Annotated in this window: 17 protein-coding genes; 4 read left to right on the top strand and 13 right to left on the bottom strand. The window is 45.3% G+C overall.

Annotated elements, in window-relative coordinates; all coding sequences use genetic code 11:
- Positions 1–317: 317 nt before the first annotated feature.
- The 8 genes from QUA88_RS07795 to QUA88_RS07760 form a co-directional block, all read right to left on the bottom strand.
- Complete coding sequence (locus QUA88_RS07795) at positions 318–1,535, bottom strand: YeeE/YedE family protein (protein WP_333231986.1); 1,218 nt, start codon at positions 1,533–1,535, stop codon at positions 318–320.
- Between the two features lie 58 nt (positions 1,536–1,593).
- The gene (locus QUA88_RS07790) at positions 1,594–1,755 is read right to left on the bottom strand and encodes a hypothetical protein (RefSeq protein WP_333210116.1); all 162 of its coding nucleotides are present in this window, start codon (positions 1,753–1,755) and stop codon (positions 1,594–1,596) included.
- A gap of 55 nt (positions 1,756–1,810) precedes the next feature.
- On the bottom strand, positions 1,811–2,767 hold the full coding sequence (locus QUA88_RS07785; RefSeq protein WP_333231988.1) for a sulfurtransferase: 957 nt from the start codon (positions 2,765–2,767) through the stop codon (positions 1,811–1,813).
- 267 nt (positions 2,768–3,034) lie between these two features.
- Positions 3,035–3,619, bottom strand: a complete 585-nt coding sequence (locus tag QUA88_RS07780) for a Crp/Fnr family transcriptional regulator (protein WP_333083957.1) — start codon at positions 3,617–3,619, stop codon at positions 3,035–3,037.
- A gap of 87 nt (positions 3,620–3,706) precedes the next feature.
- Entirely contained in the window at positions 3,707–4,438 is a 732-nt protein-coding gene (gene cysE / locus QUA88_RS07775; protein ID WP_333231990.1) for a serine O-acetyltransferase, read from the bottom strand.
- A gap of 156 nt (positions 4,439–4,594) precedes the next feature.
- On the bottom strand, positions 4,595–6,538 hold the full coding sequence (locus tag QUA88_RS07770; RefSeq protein WP_333210108.1) for an ATP-binding protein: 1,944 nt from the start codon (positions 6,536–6,538) through the stop codon (positions 4,595–4,597).
- A 228-nt stretch (positions 6,539–6,766) separates the two neighbouring features.
- On the bottom strand, positions 6,767–7,798 hold the full coding sequence (locus tag QUA88_RS07765) for a sulfate/molybdate ABC transporter ATP-binding protein (RefSeq protein WP_333271107.1): 1,032 nt from the start codon (positions 7,796–7,798) through the stop codon (positions 6,767–6,769).
- A 172-nt stretch (positions 7,799–7,970) separates the two neighbouring features.
- Positions 7,971–8,195 carry a hypothetical protein gene (locus QUA88_RS07760; RefSeq protein ID WP_333054044.1) on the bottom strand — a complete coding sequence of 75 codons (225 nt, stop codon included), beginning with the start codon at positions 8,193–8,195 and terminating at the stop codon, positions 7,971–7,973.
- 123 nt (positions 8,196–8,318) lie between these two features.
- Here QUA88_RS07760 and gltD point away from each other — a divergent pair, with 123 nt between their 5' ends.
- Both gltD and QUA88_RS07750 read left to right on the top strand, forming a co-directional pair.
- Positions 8,319–9,803, top strand: a complete 1,485-nt coding sequence (gene gltD / locus QUA88_RS07755) for a glutamate synthase small subunit (RefSeq protein WP_333209463.1) — start codon at positions 8,319–8,321, stop codon at positions 9,801–9,803.
- Positions 9,804–10,465: 662 nt separating this feature from the next.
- Complete coding sequence (locus tag QUA88_RS07750; RefSeq protein ID WP_333240593.1) at positions 10,466–10,708, top strand: transposase; 243 nt, start codon at positions 10,466–10,468, stop codon at positions 10,706–10,708.
- A gap of 280 nt (positions 10,709–10,988) precedes the next feature.
- On the opposite strand, the gene QUA88_RS07745 is transcribed toward QUA88_RS07750, so the two are convergent.
- Entirely contained in the window at positions 10,989–11,459 is a 471-nt protein-coding gene (locus QUA88_RS07745) for a DUF4079 domain-containing protein (RefSeq protein ID WP_333054092.1), read from the bottom strand.
- 96 nt (positions 11,460–11,555) lie between these two features.
- Here QUA88_RS07745 and QUA88_RS07740 point away from each other — a divergent pair, with 96 nt between their 5' ends.
- On the top strand, positions 11,556–13,037 hold the full coding sequence (locus QUA88_RS07740) for an ankyrin repeat domain-containing protein (RefSeq protein WP_333054047.1): 1,482 nt from the start codon (positions 11,556–11,558) through the stop codon (positions 13,035–13,037).
- A gap of 412 nt (positions 13,038–13,449) precedes the next feature.
- Here the strand turns inward: QUA88_RS07740 and QUA88_RS07735 are convergent, their stop codons facing one another.
- Positions 13,450–14,394, bottom strand: a complete 945-nt coding sequence (locus QUA88_RS07735) for a 2OG-Fe(II) oxygenase (RefSeq protein WP_333054048.1) — start codon at positions 14,392–14,394, stop codon at positions 13,450–13,452.
- A gap of 333 nt (positions 14,395–14,727) precedes the next feature.
- Entirely contained in the window at positions 14,728–16,275 is a 1,548-nt protein-coding gene (purH, locus tag QUA88_RS07730; RefSeq protein ID WP_333054049.1) for a bifunctional phosphoribosylaminoimidazolecarboxamide formyltransferase/IMP cyclohydrolase, read from the bottom strand.
- Positions 16,276–16,749: 474 nt separating this feature from the next.
- On the opposite strand from purH, the gene QUA88_RS07725 reads away from it, so the two are divergent.
- Positions 16,750–18,642: a PAS domain S-box protein gene (locus tag QUA88_RS07725; RefSeq protein ID WP_333231998.1), complete on the top strand. Its 1,893-nt coding sequence runs from the start codon at positions 16,750–16,752 to the stop codon at positions 18,640–18,642.
- Positions 18,643–18,972: 330 nt separating this feature from the next.
- On the opposite strand, the gene glcD is transcribed toward QUA88_RS07725, so the two are convergent.
- Together glcD and QUA88_RS07715 are read right to left on the bottom strand one after the other, a co-directional pair.
- On the bottom strand, positions 18,973–20,448 hold the full coding sequence (gene glcD, locus QUA88_RS07720; RefSeq protein ID WP_333054051.1) for a glycolate oxidase subunit GlcD: 1,476 nt from the start codon (positions 20,446–20,448) through the stop codon (positions 18,973–18,975).
- Between the two features lie 69 nt (positions 20,449–20,517).
- Entirely contained in the window at positions 20,518–21,402 is an 885-nt protein-coding gene (locus tag QUA88_RS07715) for a DUF6671 family protein (protein WP_333054052.1), read from the bottom strand.
- Between the last annotated feature and the right edge of the window lie 152 nt (positions 21,403–21,554).

The following is a 21,554-nucleotide window of genomic DNA, read 5'->3' as shown; positions in this document are numbered from 1 at the left end:
GATATAGAGCAAATGCAGCCTGATGAGATTTGCCAGGATAATCTATAAGATTTCGCTGATGTGGCAATTTTTATTAATGGCAACAGTGGCGAGATTGAGAGACTGTTGTGCTAAAAGTTTGGCGATCGATCTTTGAGTGCGCTTGCCACCTCTCTCTACTTAATCTCATACATTACACTATTAAATACTTAATGTCTATAGGTAAACAGTGGTTTATTGTTTTAGGCGCGCTTGGCGGGAAAACGCGACCTGCGGGTAGGGACAAAGGCTTGGCCTTTGTCCCTACCCGCAGGTCGATCGCCTATTCATGTTGGAAATTAATTCTCAAGTCGCAAGAGCGATCGCAATTTAATTCCCGCAACGCTGCCCAACAAAGCAGTCGCAATCCACAGCCAACCGTGCAAACTGGTAGAAGCAATACCGCTAAAAAAAGCGCCAACATTGCAGCCAAAAGCCAGCAGCGCTCCATAACCCATCATGAAACCGCCGCTCAAAACGGCTGTAACTTTGGGTAACGAAAGGTTTGTTTTGACGGTGAATTTTCCAGCCAAAGCCGCCGCTAAAACTGCTCCCAAAACAATGCCAAAATTCATCACGGAAGTAACATCAGCAAAAATGCCTTTTTGCAAGGATTCCAACTTGTCGGGAGTATTCCAAAACGGGTTATTTGCGGGATTCCACCCAAAAGCAGTAGCAAGTTCTGCGGCCCACAAAGTAAACCCCCAAGTCACTCCCCAAGGCCTGCCGTCAATTAACAGTTTTACCCAGTTGAGAAAGGCAAGAGAAAAGGCTCCGGCAGCGAGAGACCAAGGCCCGTAAAGCCATTGATTCTTGATTTGAGATTGAGGAGTTTTAATGATAAAATCTGCTGTTAAGGGTTGCTTGCCATTGGTGCGATTCCACTGCCAGAGGGCGATCGCAATTAACAGAAATACGCTTAGCTGCAAGATGACTGCGGGCATCCATCCCAAAGTTTTTCCTAAAGATATCGGTGGCAGCGATGGCAAATTCCACAGGTGTCTGGTCAAACTTCCTGCAAAAGAACCGATGCAAAAAGTCAGCAGCGTTAACAGCATTGACGTGCTGCCGCCGCCAATTGTCCAAAGCGTGCCGCAAGCGCAGCCGCTGCCCAATTGCATTCCAATTCCGAATAGAAAAGCGCCGATCGCATTTTGCCAGCCAACAGGCGCAACAGCCCCGGCTATTTTGTGTCCGAATGCCTCTCCTGATGCAAGTACGGGAGCAAAAAGTACAGTAGCAATTCCTAACATCAACAAGTGCGCTAAAACACCTGTAATATCGCGATCGGCAAATAATTTGCGGTAAGCAGAAGCAAAGCCAAAACTTGCATGATACAAACTCGCGCCCAGCAAGCCTCCAATCAGAAATAAAACGCTCTGCCGCCAGCCGTAGGCGCTCAAACCGGCCGCACCAGCAGCAAATAGCGTCAGTATCAGAGCTAAGATCGGACGCTGCGATCGGGGTGGCGAAGTTTTTGTCAGGGGTGAAAAAGCAATTTCTGCGGTGTTATTCACAATAAGATACTTGACTCGAGAAACAACTGTAAAGCGAGGCAGAGCCTCCATTTTAGCGCTAAGTGTTTCGCGGCGAAGTCTCCGATTTTTCATCGGGTTGTTCGCTAGGAGTGCAAGCAACGGAATTATCTGCTTGTCGGTGCTCAGCTATTGTTGATAAACCCAAGCCCATCGAGCTGATTATTCCGAGCATTGATATCGAGATAATTGCTGTTTTCATTCTACCTCTTCGGTCAATTTTTAGCCAAAATTGCTGTTAACTACAGATTTGTTTTCTACACTGCTTGTTCCGGACCAGTTTCTACAGGTAAATTAGTCTGACTGTATTCAGTCCAAGAACCTTCGTAGATTCTGACTTTCGGATAGTTCAGCAAGTGTTTCAAAACTACATATTGCAGCGTTGCTTCCCGCCCCGTACTGCAAGTAACGATGATGTCGCTGTTGCGATCGATCTTTTTAGCTGCCAAAATCTGCTTGATTTCGTCGAGAGACTTCAACTTGTGAGGGTTTTCAGCATCGGTAAAAGTCGGCCAGGGAAGGTTGCGAGCGCCGGGAATGTGTCCGTTGCGCGTCCAGATTTTTTCTTCCCCTTGAAATAGTTTTTCCGGTCTGGGATCGATGAATGTGACGCCTGTTTTGCCAATTAAATTTTTGACTTCATCTAGGGTAACACGAATTGATTTGTTGTCGCGCACAGTCAGTGTACCAGCCGCGTATTTTGGAAACTCTTTCGTCACAGTTTGAGCTGCTTTGTAACCCGCATAACCTCCGTCGATAACTGCGATGTCCGAGTGTCCCAATCGCTCCAATACGTAAGCAACCATTGTCGCGCCGAGAATGTCTCTGCCGTCGGAATAAACTAAGACGCGGCTGTTGTCTGTTACTCCTGCCCGCGACAGTAATTGCCCCAGTTTATCCGGCGTTAGATACTGTACTGGCAAACCACTGTCCGGCCCGCGCAAGGTGTTGTCGGCGATGTTGACTGCGTTGGGAAGATGCCCGATAAAGTAGTCCATTGGATTGGTACGGACATCGAGAATTCGCAGGTTTTTGTCGCTGGCGTTTTGGGCAACCCATGCGGGGGAAACGAATTGAATTTTACTTTTTGATTCCGCTGCTTGGGTTTGGAAAAATGGGAACAGAGGAATTGCGATCGCCAGCACCGCTAGGACGGCAATTAATGCCCCTATTTTGTTTCTTTTAAATCGAGCTTTCAGGGATTTAGTTTTCATTTTCTTTCCTCTTGTATTGTCTCTGTCGAAAAGCACAAAAAGCTCCTCGCTGCTAGAGAGTCGATCGCTCTCTCCAGTAATCACCTTAAAGTTGATTTATTTACCGTATATTATAGGTATAGCTGTTGATTGTTGCACAGACAGTCTCAGAAAGTCAATAGTTTTTTTTAGTAGCGAAGGATACAGGAATTTTGGGGCGATTCCCTTCGGAATAGCTTCGCATGCGCGTGCTCGCGAGCACGCGCGTGCGAGACATTGATTCTACCCTTAGATTTCGTAGTGCCACACCTCGGAAGGTTGCAGAATAATCCGGTGGAGTGGCAGACGATCTATCAAGCCTTGCTGCTCAAAATGACCGAGGGTGCGAGTGACTGTTACGCGACTTGTGCCGATGATTTCTGCAATGTCCTGATGCGTTAAAATCATATCTATCAGATGTCCTTGCTCTACCTCAGAACCAAACCTCTTAGCCAGCCAAGTTAATAGTTGATAGAGCATAAAATCAACTCTTTTGTAACCTCGCATTACCATAAAAGCTTCAGCCTGCTGAATGTGAGTGAGCAAAATATCTCTATTGAGCCAGCGATCGCCAGATAATAGAATTGCCTCGACTTTAGTGAGGCATTCAATTTGAAAAGGATCGCATTTTGATATCGGTTTGCCGATCGTATCACCAGGCCCCCACAATCCCAAGGTGATAATTGTGCCATCTTCAAGCCACGTTACAGTTCGCACTACTCCAGTTTCAATTCGCCACAAAGCATTGCTTCTGTTCGGCAAGTGCGAGCGGCGAGAGAATATATGTCTGCTCGTTTCATCAAATGTTTTAGTGGAGAGAGAAGCAATAGTCATAGCCAGTTACTGAATAAATTAAAGTTAGTTTGTACCAGGGTAGCAGGATAGTCTTGTCGGAAAAAATCTATATAAATTGAAATTTAACTAGATTCCTGCACCGTCTAAAAAATCTGTAATAAATAAATTAGAATACATAAATAATTCATGTTTTTCTGCCTCTTTTTGCTCTGATCCAGTTATTGTTAGCGGAGATAATTGAGATTTCAAAAAAGCAACCTGCTCTTCTAAATTCTTAATTCTATCGAACAAAGCTCGAATCGCTTGAGCTTCCAAATCCGGTAGACCTTGAGAATTTTGAGCATCTTCCACCTGCTTTTTCCGAGAGATGATGCGGCCGGGGATTCCCACAACTGTGCAATCGCTAGGGACATCCCGCAGCACTACCGAACCCGCACCAATCCGAACATTATTGCCAATTTGAATATTGCCTAAAACTTTAGCACCTGCTCCTACCACTACATTTTCTCCCAGCGTTGGATGCCGTTTTCCTATTTCTTTACCCGTGCCGCCAATGGTCGCTCCTTGATAAATTACAGCATAATCTCCAACGATCGCCGTTTCGCCAATGACCACCCCCATACCGTGGTCGATAAACACCCCCCTACCAATTTTTGCTCCTGGGTGAATCTCAATACCTGTTAAAAAGCGACTCATTTGGGAAATCAAGCGCGGTATAAACGGCAGGCCAGCCGAATAAAGCCAGTTTGCTATCCGGTGCAAAAAAAGTGCTTGCAGTCCGGGATAGCAAAATAATACTTCCAGCCAGTTGCGCGCCGCGGGGTCGCGTTCGTAAATAATTTGCAAGTCACTGAACATATTTAGTCTCGCCGTGCTTGGGTTATACAGTATCGGCAGTGCCGACGGTTTAAGCTGCTTAAAGCAGTATTGGTTTTGGCATTATTACATATAATACTGTAATCCGACCGAATTACAGTAGTTAATGAGAAAAAAATTTTCCTTTCCCAGCCCCTTCTAAGCTGCCTCCGATATTTTCCGCGAAACAAACGGTAGTGCTTGTCTGACTTCTTGTCGCAGCGGAATCTCGATCGAGAATTCCGTCCCCAATCCCGGTGTCGAATCGCAGCGCAGCGTACCTTTGTGCTTTTCTACGACAATTTTATAGCTGATGGACAGTCCCAATCCTGTCCCTTTTCCGACCGGTTTCGTCGTAAAGAAGGGGTCGAACAGCCGTTTTTTGACATTTTCTGCCATACCGGGGCCGTTGTCAGATATCCGCACAATTATTTTGTCGGGGATCGAATATTCTGTGGTTATGGCGATCGCGATCGGATTGGCTTTCGCTGCTGTGGGCCCGCGATCGAGGTTGTAACTCTCAAGGGCGTCGATCGCATTAGCCAGAATATTCATAAACACCTGATTTAATTGTCCGGCATAGCACTCTACTAAAGGTAAATGGCTGTAGTTTTTAATAATCTCGATCGCCGGGCGATCGGCTGTAGCTTTCAGGCGACTTTGCAGAATTAGCAGAGTGCTGTCAATGCCTTCATGGATATTGACAGGTTTCATTTCGCTTTCGTCTAAGCGAGAGAAGTTCCGCAAAGATTGAACAATTTGAACAATGCGATCGGCTCCTATTTTCATCGAAGACAACAGTTGGGGCAAATCTTTGCTGAGAAAGTCAAAGTCAATATTTTGTAAATATTCGGAAATTTCCGACTGAGGGTATAAAGAGTGTTTTTGGTAAAGTTTTACCAACTCTAACAAATCGCTACTATATGCCCTGACGTGGTGGATATTGCCATAAATGAAATTTATAGGATTGTTGACTTCGTGGGCGACACCAGCAACTAATAAACCCAAACTAGACATTTTCTCCTGCTGAATCAGTTGAGCTTGAGTTTGTTGCAACTCTTGCAAAGTTTGCTCTAGTTGTTTAGATTTAGCCGTGCGTTCTGCTGCTATTTTTTCAATTTTTTCGGTATAATTTAACAAGCTCATGAGATAAAGTGTCGCCACCAAAGTTAAGATTATCCCCAAAATCAAAACAGTCAAAGAACGCCAAAATTTTAGAGGATTAATGTACTCGGGTGTTAGCCGTAATTGCAGCAACCACCTGCGATTTTCAATATTGAGAATGCGGGTGCAACTGCTGCCGTCCGGGCAGTAAGCTCTTTCCCCAATTTGGATGTTATTTTTAATGTTTTCATCGGTAATTATCCTTTTTGTCTTGGCTTCATAAAAAGCAAGAAATTTTTCGGTTTCAGGAGCCATGGCATCTTGAAGATAAACGTTAACAAAGTTGAGGTTAGTTTCCTGTAAAGCCGATTTGACAATCGCATCAACCAGCAAAACGCCAAAAGTAAAACCTTTCAAATTTTCTGGTGAGCGATCAGGTAAATTTGGCGGCAATTCTGCGCCATCGTCAGCAGAACTTTGAGTAAAAATTGGCATGAAGACGAAGACGGTGGGTTGATTTTGGGAAGACCATTTTTGGCGATCAGTCGCGGTAATTTCTTGTCTTTTTGTGGCGTTTTCTAACGCTACCCGATTGGCTTTTAAGTCTAAACCTAAATCTATTTCATCTGTTAGGAATTCGGGAGAGTAAGAAACACGGGGCAGCCAAGCGATCGCCTTCAGGCTCGGATGCCGGTAGAGGGCAGGACCAACAAATGTCTTCATTTCTGGTTTTTTAACGCCGTCAAATACGCTGTAAAATGCTCCAGCAGCCCGAATTATTTCTAAATTGCCGCTAACATCCCTCTGAATGTCTGTAGCTATTTTGTCCAGCCGGTCTTGCAGTTCGACTTGCATGGATTTGTATTCCCAATTGTACGCAACTGAAGAGGCGATCGCAGACAATCCCAATCCTGCACAAAGTGTTAATCCTGCCTGGATGTAACGGCGATAAGCAAGTAAAGTGCTAGTTGCTAAATTCAAGAATTTGTTAGCAGTCATATTCTTCACCTATCTTGTTTCTAGTTCTCCGTCCCAGGCTCTGCCTGAGATTTCTCTTTTTTCTCTTTTTCTCGTTCCCAGGCTCTGCCTGGGAATGAATTTCAGGAGGCTCTATCTCCGATTTAGAGCCATGAGACAGCTTTACCAGGCACGAGCCTGGTAACGATGTGGCAGCAGTGTTTTGTAGAAGCTCCCCGATAGTATTTTGAGTAAGATGCAGCCGCTGATTTAAATTGAATAAACAGGGAAAGTCATCGCGTGTTTGGGCTTGACGTAAACCTGCTGATCTCGCGTTAACTGTAGAGAATCGAAGCGCTCGCGACTAACGTAAGCTGTTACTACCTGCTCCGATTCTAACACTAACTCGGTTTGTATTTCCCGCCCTAAATGAATGATGCGGCTGACTTTTGCTAATGCAAAACCCGACTGTGGCTTAGTTTGAATTTCCACATCGTGGGGGCGCAAAAATACTACTTCAGAATGAGCTGCTCCGTTCTTGTGAGGCGTTGTACCGTTGCTCGCGAACAAACCCGCAGCATTGGGCAACACATTGACAGGCCCAATAAAAGTCATCACAAAAGCTGTTGCCGGTTTGTCGTAAATTTCAGCAGGAGTGCCAACTTGTTCGACTCTACCTTGGTTCATCACCACAATTTCATCGGCTACTTCCATAGCTTCTTCTTGGTCATGAGTCACAAAAACTGTGGTGATGTTAACTTCTTTGTGAAGGTTGTGCAGCCACGATCGCAATTCTTTGCGAACTTTAGCATCTAATGCTCCAAAAGGTTCGTCTAGCAGCAGCACTTTCGGTTGAACTGCTAGAGATCTGGCTAAAGCCACCCGCTGCCGCTGGCCGCCGGAAAGTTGCGAAGGATAGCGATCGCCCAAACCTTTCAACTGAACTAAATCCAAAAGTTCATCAACCCGCCTGCGAATAGAGTCTTTAGGAACTTTGCGAATTTCCATCGCAAAAGCAATATTTTTCCGAATAGTCATGTGTTTGAACAAAGCATAGTGCTGAAACACAAAACCAATATGCCGTTCCTGCACCGACTGCTGGGTAGCATCCTCCCCGATCAGGTAAATCTGACCGCTATCCGGCGGTTCGAGTCCCGCAATCATCCTCAGCAGAGTCGATTTCCCCGAACCAGAAGGCCCTAAAAGCGCGACTAGAGAGCCGTTTTTTATTTTCAAACTCACGTTGTCAATGGCGTGGAAGGAGCCGAAGTGTTTCGATACGTTCTCAATTGTAATGCTCATGACTTTGTGTACCTATTTTAGGAGTTGATGGTATTAACTCCATATATCTGACCGATTTACAGTAGTATATCCTGAAATTAATATTTTGCAAGGTCTGTAACTTTTTGTATTGTATTTCGAGCCATCCTGATGGGGACGGCGCTTGGAAGTTGACGCTGGCGGGCCGTCTGAGTTAACCCGCGAGGGTTTTCAGATGTGGCTGTAGCCGTAAATGCGATCGTCCCAGAATAAGCCATGCTGAAATTACGTAGAAACCGGGTTTGATGGACGAAAATACTGCATCAAAACCTTTAAAACCTTTAATTCCCGTAAAAAACCCGGTTTCTTTGCTGTCGATATATCTATATTTTACCGCTGCCGACAATTCCCCGACTCCCGGCGATATTAAAGATTTCATGTACAAATTGCTCAATCTTAGGTGCGATCGCCCACAATTTATATGACAATAGTTAGTTCATAAGCATACAGGCTTCAGCTTTGACAAACTACCAGAATAGTAAATTCTAACCAGAACACCACTATGGGAAAACCAACAGGCTTTATCGAATTCTTGCGCGAATTGCCCTCCGAACTCTCACCAGTCGAGAGAGTCCACAACTGGGACGAATTTCACCTGCCGATGGAAGAGGACAAACTCCGCACCCAAGGCGCGCGCTGCATGGATTGCGGCATTCCGTTTTGCCACACGGGGACAATTATCAGCGGCATGGCAAGCGGCTGCCCGATTAACAACCTCATCCCCGAATGGAACGACCTAGTATATCGCGGACTCTGGAAAGAAGCCCTAGACAGACTCCACAAAACGAATAACTTCCCCGAATTCACCGGCCGCGTCTGTCCCGCCCCCTGCGAAGGCGCTTGCGTACTCGGCATCAACAACCCGCCAGTCACGATTAAAAACATCGAAGCCTCGATTATCGATAAAGGCTGGGATGAAGGCTGGATTGCCGCCGAACCACCCGCCAAACGCACCGGCAAAAAAATCGCCGTCATCGGTTCCGGGCCCGCCGGTTTGTCCGCCGCCGCGCAACTAAATAAAGCCGGTCATTGGGTAACAGTATACGAAAGAGCCGATCGACCAGGCGGCCTGCTAATGTATGGCATCCCCAACATGAAGCTAGACAAAGAACAAGTCGTAATGCGCCGCCTGAAAGTCCTCGAAGACGAAGGCGTGACATTCGTCTGCAACACCGAAGTCGGCAAAGACTTACCAGCAGAACAACTGCTAAAAGAATACGACTCCGTTGTGCTCTGTACCGGCGCGACAAAACCCCGCGACTTGGGCATCCCCGGCCGGGAATTAAAAGGCATCCACTTCGCAATGGACTTCCTGACTGCGAACACCAAAGCAGTTCTCGACAAGAGCACCAACGGCAACTTCATCTCCGCCGAAGGCAAAGATATCGTGATCATCGGCGGTGGCGACACCGGCACCGACTGCGTGGGCACCTCCATCCGCCACGGCTGCAAAAGCCTCGTACAGCTAGAAATCCTGCCCAAACCGCCCTCGGAACGCGCGGCCAACAATCCCTGGCCTGAATGGCCAAAAGTCTACCGTCTCGACTACGGCCAAGAAGAAGCCGCAGCCAAATTCGGCGATGACCCCCGCGGCTATCTCACCACGGCGACAAAGTTCGAGGGCGACGAAAACGGCAATGTCAAAGCTGTGCACACCGTTGAGGTGGAGTGGGCGAAAAACGAGAAAGGGCAGTTTATTCCGAACCACATCCCCGGCACCGAAAAAGTGTTGCCGGCACAGCTTGTTTTGTTAGCGATGGGCTTCCTCGGCCCGGAACAGCCCTTGCTGGATGACTTGGGATTGGAACGTGACGCCCGCAGCAACGTGAAAGCCGAGCACGAAAAATATACAACCAGCATTCCGGGAGTTTTCGCGGCTGGTGATTGTCGCCGGGGACAAAGTTTGGTGGTTTGGGCGATTAACGAAGGGCGGGGCGTGGCCCGGGAGTGCGACCTTTATCTGATGGGGAGCACTGATTTGCCTTAGTTGGTAGGTGTGGGTCGATCGAGATTGTTTAATTTCCCATAATTTACAGCTTATTCCATGTAGATGTAGATCGCGATCGACCGGGTTTCGAGCAACAGAATCAGTAATGAGGCGAGAACTGTAAAGAAACCCCGTGAGAGCGCGGTGTACTTCATAAACCTGGAATACGCTGTATTAAGCCCGTAGGGGCGGATTCGCCAAGATTTTGATTTAAAAACCCAAAATGTTGTAAACCCGCCCTTTGTACCTTGAAATAGGTAGATTGCGATTTACCGTTGGGTGGGGGCGGGTTTACGAAATTATGGATTTTAGGCAAATATTGTTGGTGAAACCCGCCCCTTGTATCTTAGGAATCAAAAATAAATAAGTTGATGAGTTATCGGTTATAAGGAAAAAATTTTAAGATTACAATCTTTACTCCTACAGAGATCAACTTACAACTGATTTTTCTCTTTAACTATTCTAATTTACTTTTAAATCGATGTCTGATTCTAATTCACTTGAGTCAGAAATGAAAAACGGTTCTTCCTTACTTGGTATGCTAAATCAATAGCTAAATCAGTCAAATAAATTGAGGTTAAAAATATGTGTCCCAATCTTGCAGAAAGGCATAAATTACAAGAAAATTTCCGACAAATATTTGAGTAAAAAAAACAAATTGGTTGAGGGCATTGTTGAGAATTGGTATCTGCCAGGAAAGAACTCAACAATATTTTCCAGATACTGTTAAGACTCTTACTAATTGGTTTGACGAGATAATTGCTTACTTTGATAATAGGACAACAAGTGGTATTGTTGAAGGTATTAACAAAAAGCTTAAGTTAATAAAACGTTCTGCCTATCGCTTTATAAATTTTGCAAGCTACAAAAATAGATGTTTGCTTACTTGGCATTTTAATTATTAGTTTGGCATACTAAGTAAAGAAGAACCGGAATTATTTATAATGAAATAGCCGTGATTATTGTTGGGTAGACAAAGCGTTTTATCAGGTTTAATAGCAGGTGTTTTCTTATTGTGGATTCAAAAAATTACCTAATTAATTTTATAAATTTTTGATAAATTTAATTTTAATATATTAAAATATCAAAAAAATTTGGGCTATTAAACTACTAAAATAAGATAATTTACTTGCTAATCGCTAATCGCCCCAAAGCAATTAGCAATTAGCAATTTTACTCAAATTATCACATTTTGCTGATAATTCTTTGCAGGATTTCTACGCCTGATACCGCTTGCCAGCCAAACAGCCCCAAGAGCACAATATTCAGAAAGATGTGAGTGTTTCTGGCCAAATCATTGCCTTTTTGCATCAAAGGAGTCAGCGATGCTGCGATCGCAATTATTGCCGTCATTCCCAACCCTGCTAGCAAGTGCGGGCCGACAAATAGTTTGCCGTTGTTGATGTAGGTGACGGCCATTCCGCCGACTGCACCCGTTACCATCAAGGCTAGCAGCAAAGAACCCATCTGGTGATGCTTGATGTTGAATTTACCCTTAATTAACTCTTTTTTGACTTCGCCTTCCGCACTTCTGGTACGGCGGATTTGCAAGCCGAGATACAAAGCATAAAATGAGATGGCCAGCAGTACCCACATTAAAACTGGGTGGAAGAATTGGCTCCAAACTTTCACTGACTGAGGAATTTCGAGATTCATGGTGTTCTGAGGATTAGCAAACATACTTCATAAAACTTAGCATACCAGTCAGGCCGTCTCGTGCGACGGTAAAAATATACGGTATGAGAGACTATTATGGCTGCCACTAAACAAGACGCTGTATTGATTCAAGCCGCCAAGACTGGCAACATTATTCACGTCCAAGCTTTACTCGCTAAGGGTGTTAACGCTAACGCCAAAGACTCTGAGGGGACGACGGCTTTGATGTTTGCTGCCCAAAAGGGCTATACAGAAATCGTGCGTAGTTTACTAAACAATGACGCTAATGTCAACCAGGTGAGCAGGCGTTTTGGGCTAACGGCTTTGATGCTGGCGGCGGCTCACAAACAGGCTGACTCTGTGCGACTGTTGCTGGCGGCGGGTGCTGATGTTAATGCTAAAAATGATGATGGAAGTACGGCTTTGATGGCGGCTTCTCTCAAAGGAGATATCAATGTTGTGCGGATGTTACTTGATGCTAATGCTGATGTAAATGTCCGAGATAAAGATGGAGATTCTGCTCTGAAAATAGCTGCTTTATCGGGTCACGAAGCTGTTGTCAAAGCTTTGGTGGATGCGGGTGCGGTTGCTGAGAATTCTATGCTGTTTTTAGCTGTCCGTCAAGGTAGCGCTGAAATTGTGCGAATTTTGCTCAAGTGTGGGGCGGATGCTAATGTTAAAAATCTAGAGAGCAAAACTGCTTTGATGCTGGCTGCGACGGCGGGAAATTTGGCTGTTGTCGAGGCGCTGTTGGCTGCTGGTGCTGATGTCGAAATTCCCGACAAAAACGGAGAAACTGCTTTAACTTTGGCTGCGGATTCTGGCAATACTGATGTGGTGCAAACTTTGCTTGGTGCGGGTGCTAATGCGAATGTAAAAAATGGAGATGGGGGCACGGCTTTGATGGCGGCTGCTGCTGGGGGAAATGCGCCGATCGCCCATATCTTACTCGATGCTGGCGCGGATATCAACGCTAAGGATAAAGATGATGAAACTGCTTTGAATTTTGCGGTGGTTGAAGGCTGCGAAGATGTGGTGGAATTGCTCTTAAACCGAGGTGCTAGTGTCGGTGCTAGAAATAGGTTGGGCGATACGCCTTTACTGGTGGCGGCTGTTCACGGCCACAGTGCGATCGTATCGGCTTTGCTGCAAAAAGTAAACTCAAATCGGGATGAGTTTCTGAATGCGAAAAACTTTGGGGAGACGGCTTTGACGCTGGCTGCTTTTCACGGACATACCGAGACTGTGAAGGCTTTGCTTGAGGGCGGTGCTGATCCCAATGTCCCGGCGGATTTGGGGAAAACGGCTTTAATGAAGGCGTGCGATCGCGGTTATATGGCGATCGTCCAATTATTAGTCGAAAAAGGTGCCGATGTCAACGTGCTGGATGATTCGGGCGCAACTGCTTTAATGTGGGCCGCACATCGGGGTTATCCTGATGCAGTAAAGATTTTAATTGATGCTGGTTCAGAACTAAACCACAAAAATCCGGGAAATTATACAGCTTTAATGCTGGCTGAGTTTAAGGGTTATTCCAGTGTGGTAAAATTGCTCAAAAGTGCTGGAGCACTGGAGTAAGAATGAAATAGTTTTGAGTAAGATAATTCTGTCATTCTGAGGGTAGGCTTTGGGAAGTGAAGAATCTCCTACCAAATTCATAAAATAGCGCTACATATCTACCCCCCCAACCCCCCCTTATTAAGGGGGGGAGTAAAACTTTCTATGTAGCATAACTTTATGAAATTGGTATCAGATATCGGGACTTACCCATTGTAATGGTGTGGCAATAATTTGAGATTCTTCGCTTCACTCAGAATGACATAATTAGGTGATTAGTGCGTCCCGGACAATGAATTATATCATGTCCGATCGATTAACCATAATATCCCGGTCGGGGCGGGTTTTTGAGATTGTCAATTATTGGCGATTATGGTTGGTGGAACCCGCCCCTACAAAAATCGCGGTAGCTCGACCCGACATGATATTAACCTCAATTTGCTTTACGTACCCAGCCGTTAATAGTAAATCGGCTATCAGCAAAAGCTTTTGAGGGACAGCTAACTCGCAAAACTTCGTGCATATAGCGACTCAGAAAAAATACTATGCTGTTATTGCGAGGTTCAACAGTTCTGAATGTCTTGTCTGCAACATAAAAATTGTTCTCAATTTTGCTGTCGTAAATTTGCAATTCGCCACCTGAAAAAGCTTTGGGTTCTCGATAGAAATAGTAAACGTAAGTGAAAAACCGGGTGGCGGTATCTGGAGAGCCGCTGTCGTTGTGAAGCTTATAAAAGTTGTTGTCATTGTGCATGGTTAACTGAGCTTCTATTTCACCAAGCGGAAATGAGGGAATATTTAATTTTTGCAGCACGTCGGGGAGAATTGCTTTGATGCGATTAACCATCAGTTCGGAAAATTCGGGGAACGAGTGGAGTACCATCGAACGGCGGTAGTCTTCGGCATTAGTTGAGGTGCTGGTTGTCACAAATTCTGATTCTTTTGCTAAGACATATTTAAGGAGTTTGTTTTTTTCGGCAGGGGTCAAAAAGTTGTCTATTTGGGCGTAGCGAGATATTAAGTCGTCATTTACAGGCGGCGCAGGGGCGGGAATTTCGGCGGGAATTTCGGCGGGAATTTCTACAGGAGTTGCAGGCTGCTGCGGTTGCAGTTGCTGCAAGTAAATTGGGGGTTCTGTGACTAATCCGACTAGGTGTTCGCCGGGAAAAGAAAGGGCGGAACGCCCGTCGTCTATGGGGATTTGAAATAAGGGCGAAAAACCCAGTGTTTGTTGGGTGCGATCGACTAATGTTTTGATCAGGCTGTGCAATAATGGTGTATCAGATTTGAGGGTGACGGTGCATTGATGTCCCCCGGTGAGCAGGATTTTGACTTTTATGTCTTGGGGTTTAATTTGCGGTTGAATTGTGCTAGTCATAATTTTTGAAGGACGCAACTGGGAATTTGGTACGACATAACAGTGTTGATTGGTGTCATAGCCTTCCCGATCCCCCCTAACCCCCCTTAAAAAGGGGGGGACAAGAGTGTAAAAGTTCCCCTTGTTAAGGGGGAGACAAGAGTGTCAAAGTCTCCCGTCTTAAGACGGGAAAGGATTCTTCTCAAAGTCCCCCTTCTTAAGGGGGATTTAGGGGGATCGAGACTTAGAGTAAAACCAGAGATACAAATAATTTCCGACTTAAGTTAAGACCAATAAACACTATTGTATCCCTACAATATGGCACACAATTGAAAATTGCTTTAGGTCTTATTCCTAATGCAAGAAGTGGCGGATATCAGTGAAAACCATTGTGATTCCGAGTTGGTTGGCGGCTTCAATGGAATCTCGATCGCGCATACTTCCTCCCGGTTGGACGATCGCAATTATGCCCGCCTCAGCCGCCGTTTTTACGGAATCGTCGAAGGGGAAGAAACCGTCGCTAGCCAAAATCGCTCCTTTGCTCTTTTCTCCTGCTTGTTCCAATGCTAGTTTAACCGAACCCACGCGATTCATTTGTCCGGCGCCGACACCGATTGTAGTGCGATCGCGCGTCACAACGATCGCATTAGATTTGACGTGTTTCGCTACTTTCCAAGCAAACAGCAATTCTTCCAACTCTCCCGCCGTCGGCTGTTTCTCAGTAACAACCCGCCATTTGCTAGTTTCTTCTACTATATTATCTGAGTCTTGCACCAGCAAACCGCCTGCAATAACTTTAACAGTTTGTGGCGGCCCTTGAGTCAAATCTGGCAAAATTAATACTCGAACTTTCGCCTTTTTTTTGATAATTTCTTCTGCTTCTGGCTCGCACCCCGGCGCGACAATACATTCTAAAAATGTTTGAGTTAACGCCGTTGCGGTAGCAGCATCAATCGGGCGATTGAGGGCGACAATTCCGCCGAAAGCTGAGACTGAATCGGTGTCGAAGGCTTTTTGATAAGCTTCAGAAATAGTTGTTCCCAAGGCTGTACCGCAAGGATTTGTGTGCTTCAGAATAGCGGCGGCAGGTGTGTCGGGGAATTCTACGATTAGCCGCCTTGCTGCTTCTAAATCTACTAAATTATTGTAGCTTAATTCTTTGCCTTGCAGGATGGTGCTAGTCGTCCAGCCTGTCGGTGTAGTTCCGCTTTGATACCAGGTGGCGGCTTGATGGGGATTTTCGCCGTAGCGGAGAGTTTGCAACTCTTTTCCTGATAAATTAAACTCGTCTGGTAGCGAAGATTTTTCAGCGGATTGGCTGCTGCTGAGATAAGTTGCGATCGCGCGATCGTAGTTGGCTGTATGTTTAAAGGTTTCTAGAGCGCATTTTTGCCGAAACTCTAAGGATGCTTCGCCACCATTTTCCCGCAGTTCTTTTAAATAAGTATTGTACTGTTCTGGGTCGCACAAAACTGTCAAATGAGCATGGTTTTTGGCGGAAGCTCTCAACATTGCCGGCCCGCCGATATCTATCTGCTCAATTGCGTCTGCTAGAGTAACTCCTGGTTTAGAAATTGTCTCTTCAAAGGGATACAGATTGACTACAACTAGATCGATCGCCCGAATTTGATTTGCGGTTAAATCTGCGAGGTCTTCCGGTACGTCGCGGCGTGCTAAAATGCCACCGTGGATTCGTGGGTGAAGTGTTTTGACTCGCCCTCCCAAAATTTCGGGGGAACCAGTATATTCTGCAACTTTGGTGACTGGGATGCCTGCTTCTTTGAGAGCCGTTGCTGTCCCGCCACTACTAATTATGTCAAATTCAAATTCTTCTACTAGACTGCGCGCTAAGTCGATTAGTCCGGTTTTATTGGATGTGCTCAGAAGTGCTAGACGTGCCATTGGTTTGAAGTTGCGATCGCAAAAATAGATAGGTTATATTCTATACCAAATCGGCCCGCAGGGAGATGATTTGGTCATGGCTAATTATGATTATTTTTAATAATCAAAGATGAGTTCGCTTATTTGTGACCATATTTTTTGTCAAATTTATATAATATTTTATACTGACCAGTGGTTTCTAGATATCTAGAACTTGCGCGTGGAACTGATTATTTTGTGAGTGCGAGGGGGATTGAAGCCATATCCAGCTTCCACAGTTCGTGTCGCTACGTAAGTGTCAATGTTGTTGAAATTACTTAATAAAACTTAATAGATAATTATAGGGCGATCGCTCTTGAATTTTAACGATGTTTTATGATGAATTCTAAAAGTAATGTGCTAGCATCGGGTGTAAATTGCTCTCTCCCTAAATTTCCCGAAAAATAGGGCGATCGCCACACATTAATCTAAACAATAATTTGGTAGGGTTAACATATGTTTTTTCAAGAAGCAGATCCAGAAAATAAGCTCAGTAATATTAGCAGGAATCATAAACAAACTGCTCCCAATCTGACTAATAGAACAGGCTACCAACAGATTTCAAAAAAAAGAATCCAGAATTCACCAGAGACCAATATTTCCGAAGCTTATAGTGTTAGTTTGTGCGAATTGCAGCAGATGGAGCGAGCAATGGAACAGCTAAAGCAGGATTTGAAAGCTAGCGAATCTCGGTTTAGGAATGTGATCGAAAAAAATGCCGACGGCATCGCAATCGTTAACAAGCTAGGACTTGTCTGTTTTGCCAACCAGTCAGCAGAAGCGCTGTTTAACTGCACCGCCGATGAACTTTTAGGGCAAGCATTTTTTGGCAATTTAGTAGTAGAAGTTTCCGCTTGTGACCTTGAGATGGCGACGGATATTATTCCCCAAGTTGGAAAAACAGAAGCACCAGGAACTCGCGTCGTGCAAACAGAAGTTGAAGCTATTCGCAAGCAAAAAGCAAATGCTGTAGTAGAAATGCGGGTGGTGGAAACGGAATGGGACGGAGAAATGGCTTATTTAGCTACGCTGCGGGACATTACCGATCGCAAGCGCGCAGAAGAAATGCTTTGGTTGTACGATCGAGCTATCGCAGCTACTAGCACCGGAGTTACGATTTCTGACGCCACTGACCCCGAAAATCCAATTATTTATTGCAATCCCGCATTTGAAAGCATGACAGGTTATCGGCGGCAGGAAATTATCGGAAAAAACGGCCGATTTTTGCACGGAAGCGATACGGATCCGGCGGCAGTAGAAATAATTCGCCAAGCCTTGCAAGCAGAAAGCGAATGCAAGGTAATATTAAAGAATTACCGCAAAGATGGAACCGCTTTCTGGAATTGTTTCTCCATATCTCCCGTGCGCGATCGAATGGGCCAATTAACTCATTTTATTGGCGTACAGAGAGACATCACTGAGCGCAAACAAGCCGAAGAAGCCTTGCATAATTCCGAAGCACAAAGCCGAGAACAAGCAGCTCAACTAGCAGCCACACTGGAGCAACTAAAAGCCACTAATTCCCAATTAGTTCAAAGCGAAAAAATGTCTAGTTTGGGATTGCTACTTGCCGGCGTCGCTCACGAAATTAACAACCCAGTCAGCTTCATTTACGGCAATCTCGCTCATCTGACCAATTATACTCAAGACTTGTTCGATCACCTCGAACTCTATCAACAACACTATCCTAATCCAGTCGCAGAAATTCAAGAGCAAAGAGAAAAAAATGATCTAGATTTTTTAGCTGAAGATTTACCTAAAATACTATCTTCAATGAGCGTTGGTGTCGATCGCATTTGCCAGATTGTGCAGTCGCTGCGGAACTTTTCGCGGCATGACGATTCACAGATGAAACCCGTTAACCTCCACGAAGGTATCGACAGCACGCTGTTAATTCTCAATCACCGTTTGAAAGGGAACGGAGAAAAGCAGCCAATTCAAATTGTAAAACACTACGGAAAATTGCCAACCGTTGAGTGTTTCGCTGGGCCGATCAATCAAGTTTTTATGAATATCCTCAGCAATGCGATCGATGCTTTAGAAGATGCGAACAGTAGGCAAAATTGTCGAGAAATGCTAGAAAATCCCAGCCAGATTATGATTGGTACGGAAGTTGTCGGCAATTTTGTAGAAATTAAAATTGCCGACAACGGCCCTGGAATAACTGAGGAAGTCAAACAGCAGATATTCGATACATTTTTTACTACCAAGCCCATTGGCAAAGGCACGGGAATGGGTTTGTCAATTAGCTATCAAATTATTGTAGAAAGACACAAAGGCGAATTATATTGTAATTCGGAATTGGGCAAGGGCACGGAATTTGCTATCAGAATTCCGATCGCACCTTAGCGCGGAATGTGCAATCTACACGTTACCAACTTGATATATAGGCAAACAAGCGAGGGGGACTCGCACTCCTACAAAACGAGAAAAATCGTTTTTTCTCGTTCCCAGACTCTGGGTGGGAACGCATACTTAGGATCGCGAATTAAATAACTTACAATTTTAATTGTTATTGTGGGATGGGCGTCCCGCCCGTCCTTTTTGGCCGGGCGGGACGCCCATCCCACTTTCAATAGTGGAAGTTATTTAATTCTGATTCCTTAGAGGCTCTGCCTCCCCATTCTAGAAACAACTTCAGGGTGTTTTTCTGCTCACATTACCCGCATAAAAAGCGAATTAAAAAACCTCCGCACCCTCCAACTTCTTAAAAGTTTCAACCTTAGCCCTCGCCGCTTCCCCGCAAGTCTTCGGCGTCGGAAACATCTTCCCAGGATTCGCTAAACCTTTCGGATTAAACACCTGACGCACCCACTGCATCGTCTCCAAATCAACCTCCGAAAACATATCCGGCATAAAACACTTCTTGTCAGCACCGATGCCGTGTTCCCCCGAAAGACTTCCCCCAACTTTCACGCAAAGCCTGAGAATTTCCCCGCCCAATTCTTCCACCTTTTCCAGCGCACCTTTTACCGAGTTATCGTACAGAATCAGCGGATGTAAATTACCATCTCCCGCGTGAAATACATTAGCAATCCGATAACCGTATTTCTCGCTCAAGCCCTCAATTTCTTTCAAAACATAAGCCATTTGCGTTCGCGGAATTACGCCGTCTTGCACGTAATAATCCGGGCTGAGATGACCCGCAGCAGCAAAAGCAGCTTTCCGCCCTTTCCAAATTTTTAGGCGCGTTTCCGGGTCAGTTGCCGTGGTGATATTTCGGGCTCCGTTATGCTTGCAAATATCAGCAATTCGCTGTTTGTTTGTGGCCACTTCCACTTCTAAACCGTCAATTTCTACGAGGAGAATTGCCGCCGCATCGCGGGGATAACATCCAGTTGCTACCACATCTTCCACAGCATTGATGCTGATGTTGTCCATAATTTCCATGCCGCCGGGAATAATGCCAGCACTGATAATATCGGAAACTGATTCGCCCGCTGCTTCTATACTGGAAAAATCCGCTAGGAGAACGCAAATCGATTCTGGCGCTTTCAGGATTCGCAAAGTAACTTCTGTGGCTATTCCTAAAGTGCCTTCGGAACCGACAAATACACCAGTTAAATCGTAACCGGGCATTTCGGGAATTTCACCACCAACATCGACTATTGAACCGTCGGGAAGTACCAATTTTAATCCTAAAACGTGATTCGTCGTGACTCCGTATTTGAGGCAGTGAACGCCCCCGGAATTTTCGGCAACGTTGCCGCCAATCGAACAAACAATTTGACTGGAAGGATCAGGCGCGTAGTAGAAACCCGCGCCGCTAACTGCTTGCGTTACCCAGTTATTAATTACTCCCGGTTGCACGACTACTTGCTGATTTTCTAAGTCTACTTTCAGGATTTTTCGCATCAGGGCAGTGACAATCAGCACGCAGTTTTCTACAGGCAAAGCGCCGCCGGAAAGGCCGGTGCCTGCGCCTCTAGCAACCCAGGGAATTGAGTTGCGATCGCATATTTTGACCAATTGCGCCACTTCCTCCGTAGTTCGAGGCAATACCACCACGGCGGGTCGCTGGCGATAGCTGGCGAGTCCGTCGCACTCGTAGACAATCAATTCTTCGCGGCGCTGTACGACGCCATTTTTGCCGACTACAGCCTCGAATTCTTTAATAACGGGTTTCCAGTTGCGTTCTGTTTCTACGGCTATCATTAGTGAATTTAATTAGGGAACTATCAATAATATTGTGACAAATTTTACTAAGTTTAGCCAATTATTTTTCTAAGGGTTGCAATATTGACACAGGGAAGGATCGGCAGTCTCTCGACCGTCGGGAAATAGTTTTTCTTTAGTATAACCGCAGTTTTTGCATTTATAGATTGCCGATCGCACTAGCTGAGTCGGAAAATAGCAAAGTTCGCAGGGCAATCCGATTTTCGTCTCAGCAATATCGAATCCCGGCCAACCGCACTCCGGGCAGAATTGCTTAAATTTTTTAACTAAATCCAGAGTTGCATTTTCGATGTTTTTCATCCGAGTTGGATTGTACATCGCCCGCATATCTGTTTCGATGTGAACTCTGCCGGTTGACGATTTTTTTAAGCCTGCTGTCACAGCGTCAAAAAATTGTTTTTCTGTCTTAATGCCCTTGACAATTTCGCCGTTACCGAGGGCAGCATCGCCAACTATAACCACCAGTGCGTGTTCGGGAAATCCAGCTTTTTTAGCAAAATCATCTGCTTCTTCTATACTGGAAACTAACTGGTGACTGTAGTTAGTTTCAACCGAGAAAGAGTCGCCGATGAGTTCTAGATTGTTGGCTCGATCTAATAAAATTACGATTTCTCTGTTAGCTGGCAGATAGGGCATCATTGGGTGAGGGCCGAAAAAACCTTCGCTGGCAAAGGCAAGAGTTTCGCCCGCAATTTCTAGGGCTTTTTGTGCTTTATGGCGAGCCGCTTCTATTTGTGTTCCTAAGCGTTTAACTTCTCTGGTGAATGTGCCGAAACTGTCTGTGTCAAGCGCCGCAGGTACTAGAATATTTACGCCAAATTCTCGTTCCAAAACGGGAGCCATCACCCGTTCTTTTTGGTGCATGGTAGCAAGAACTGCGGTGCGATCTCTCAATAATTGATTGGGATTCACAGGCTCATAAATATTAGACATACAGCAGCATTATTTTAGGAAAAAAACTCACATACACCCTTTCCACCGCCCCACAACCGATAGAAACCCTGACTTAACTTCCGAATCTAAATTTTAGAACTCAGTTAAATATCCGTGATATTCACCTGTGGACTTAATTTAAAATTCTCCAA

It is taken from the genome of Microcoleus sp. D3_18_C2 (genome assembly GCF_036702395.1).
GTDB lineage: Bacteria > Cyanobacteriota > Cyanobacteriia > Cyanobacteriales > Microcoleaceae > Microcoleus.
Note: the sequence above shows the minus strand (reverse complement) of the source record. Positions and strands in the feature narration are given on the sequence as shown.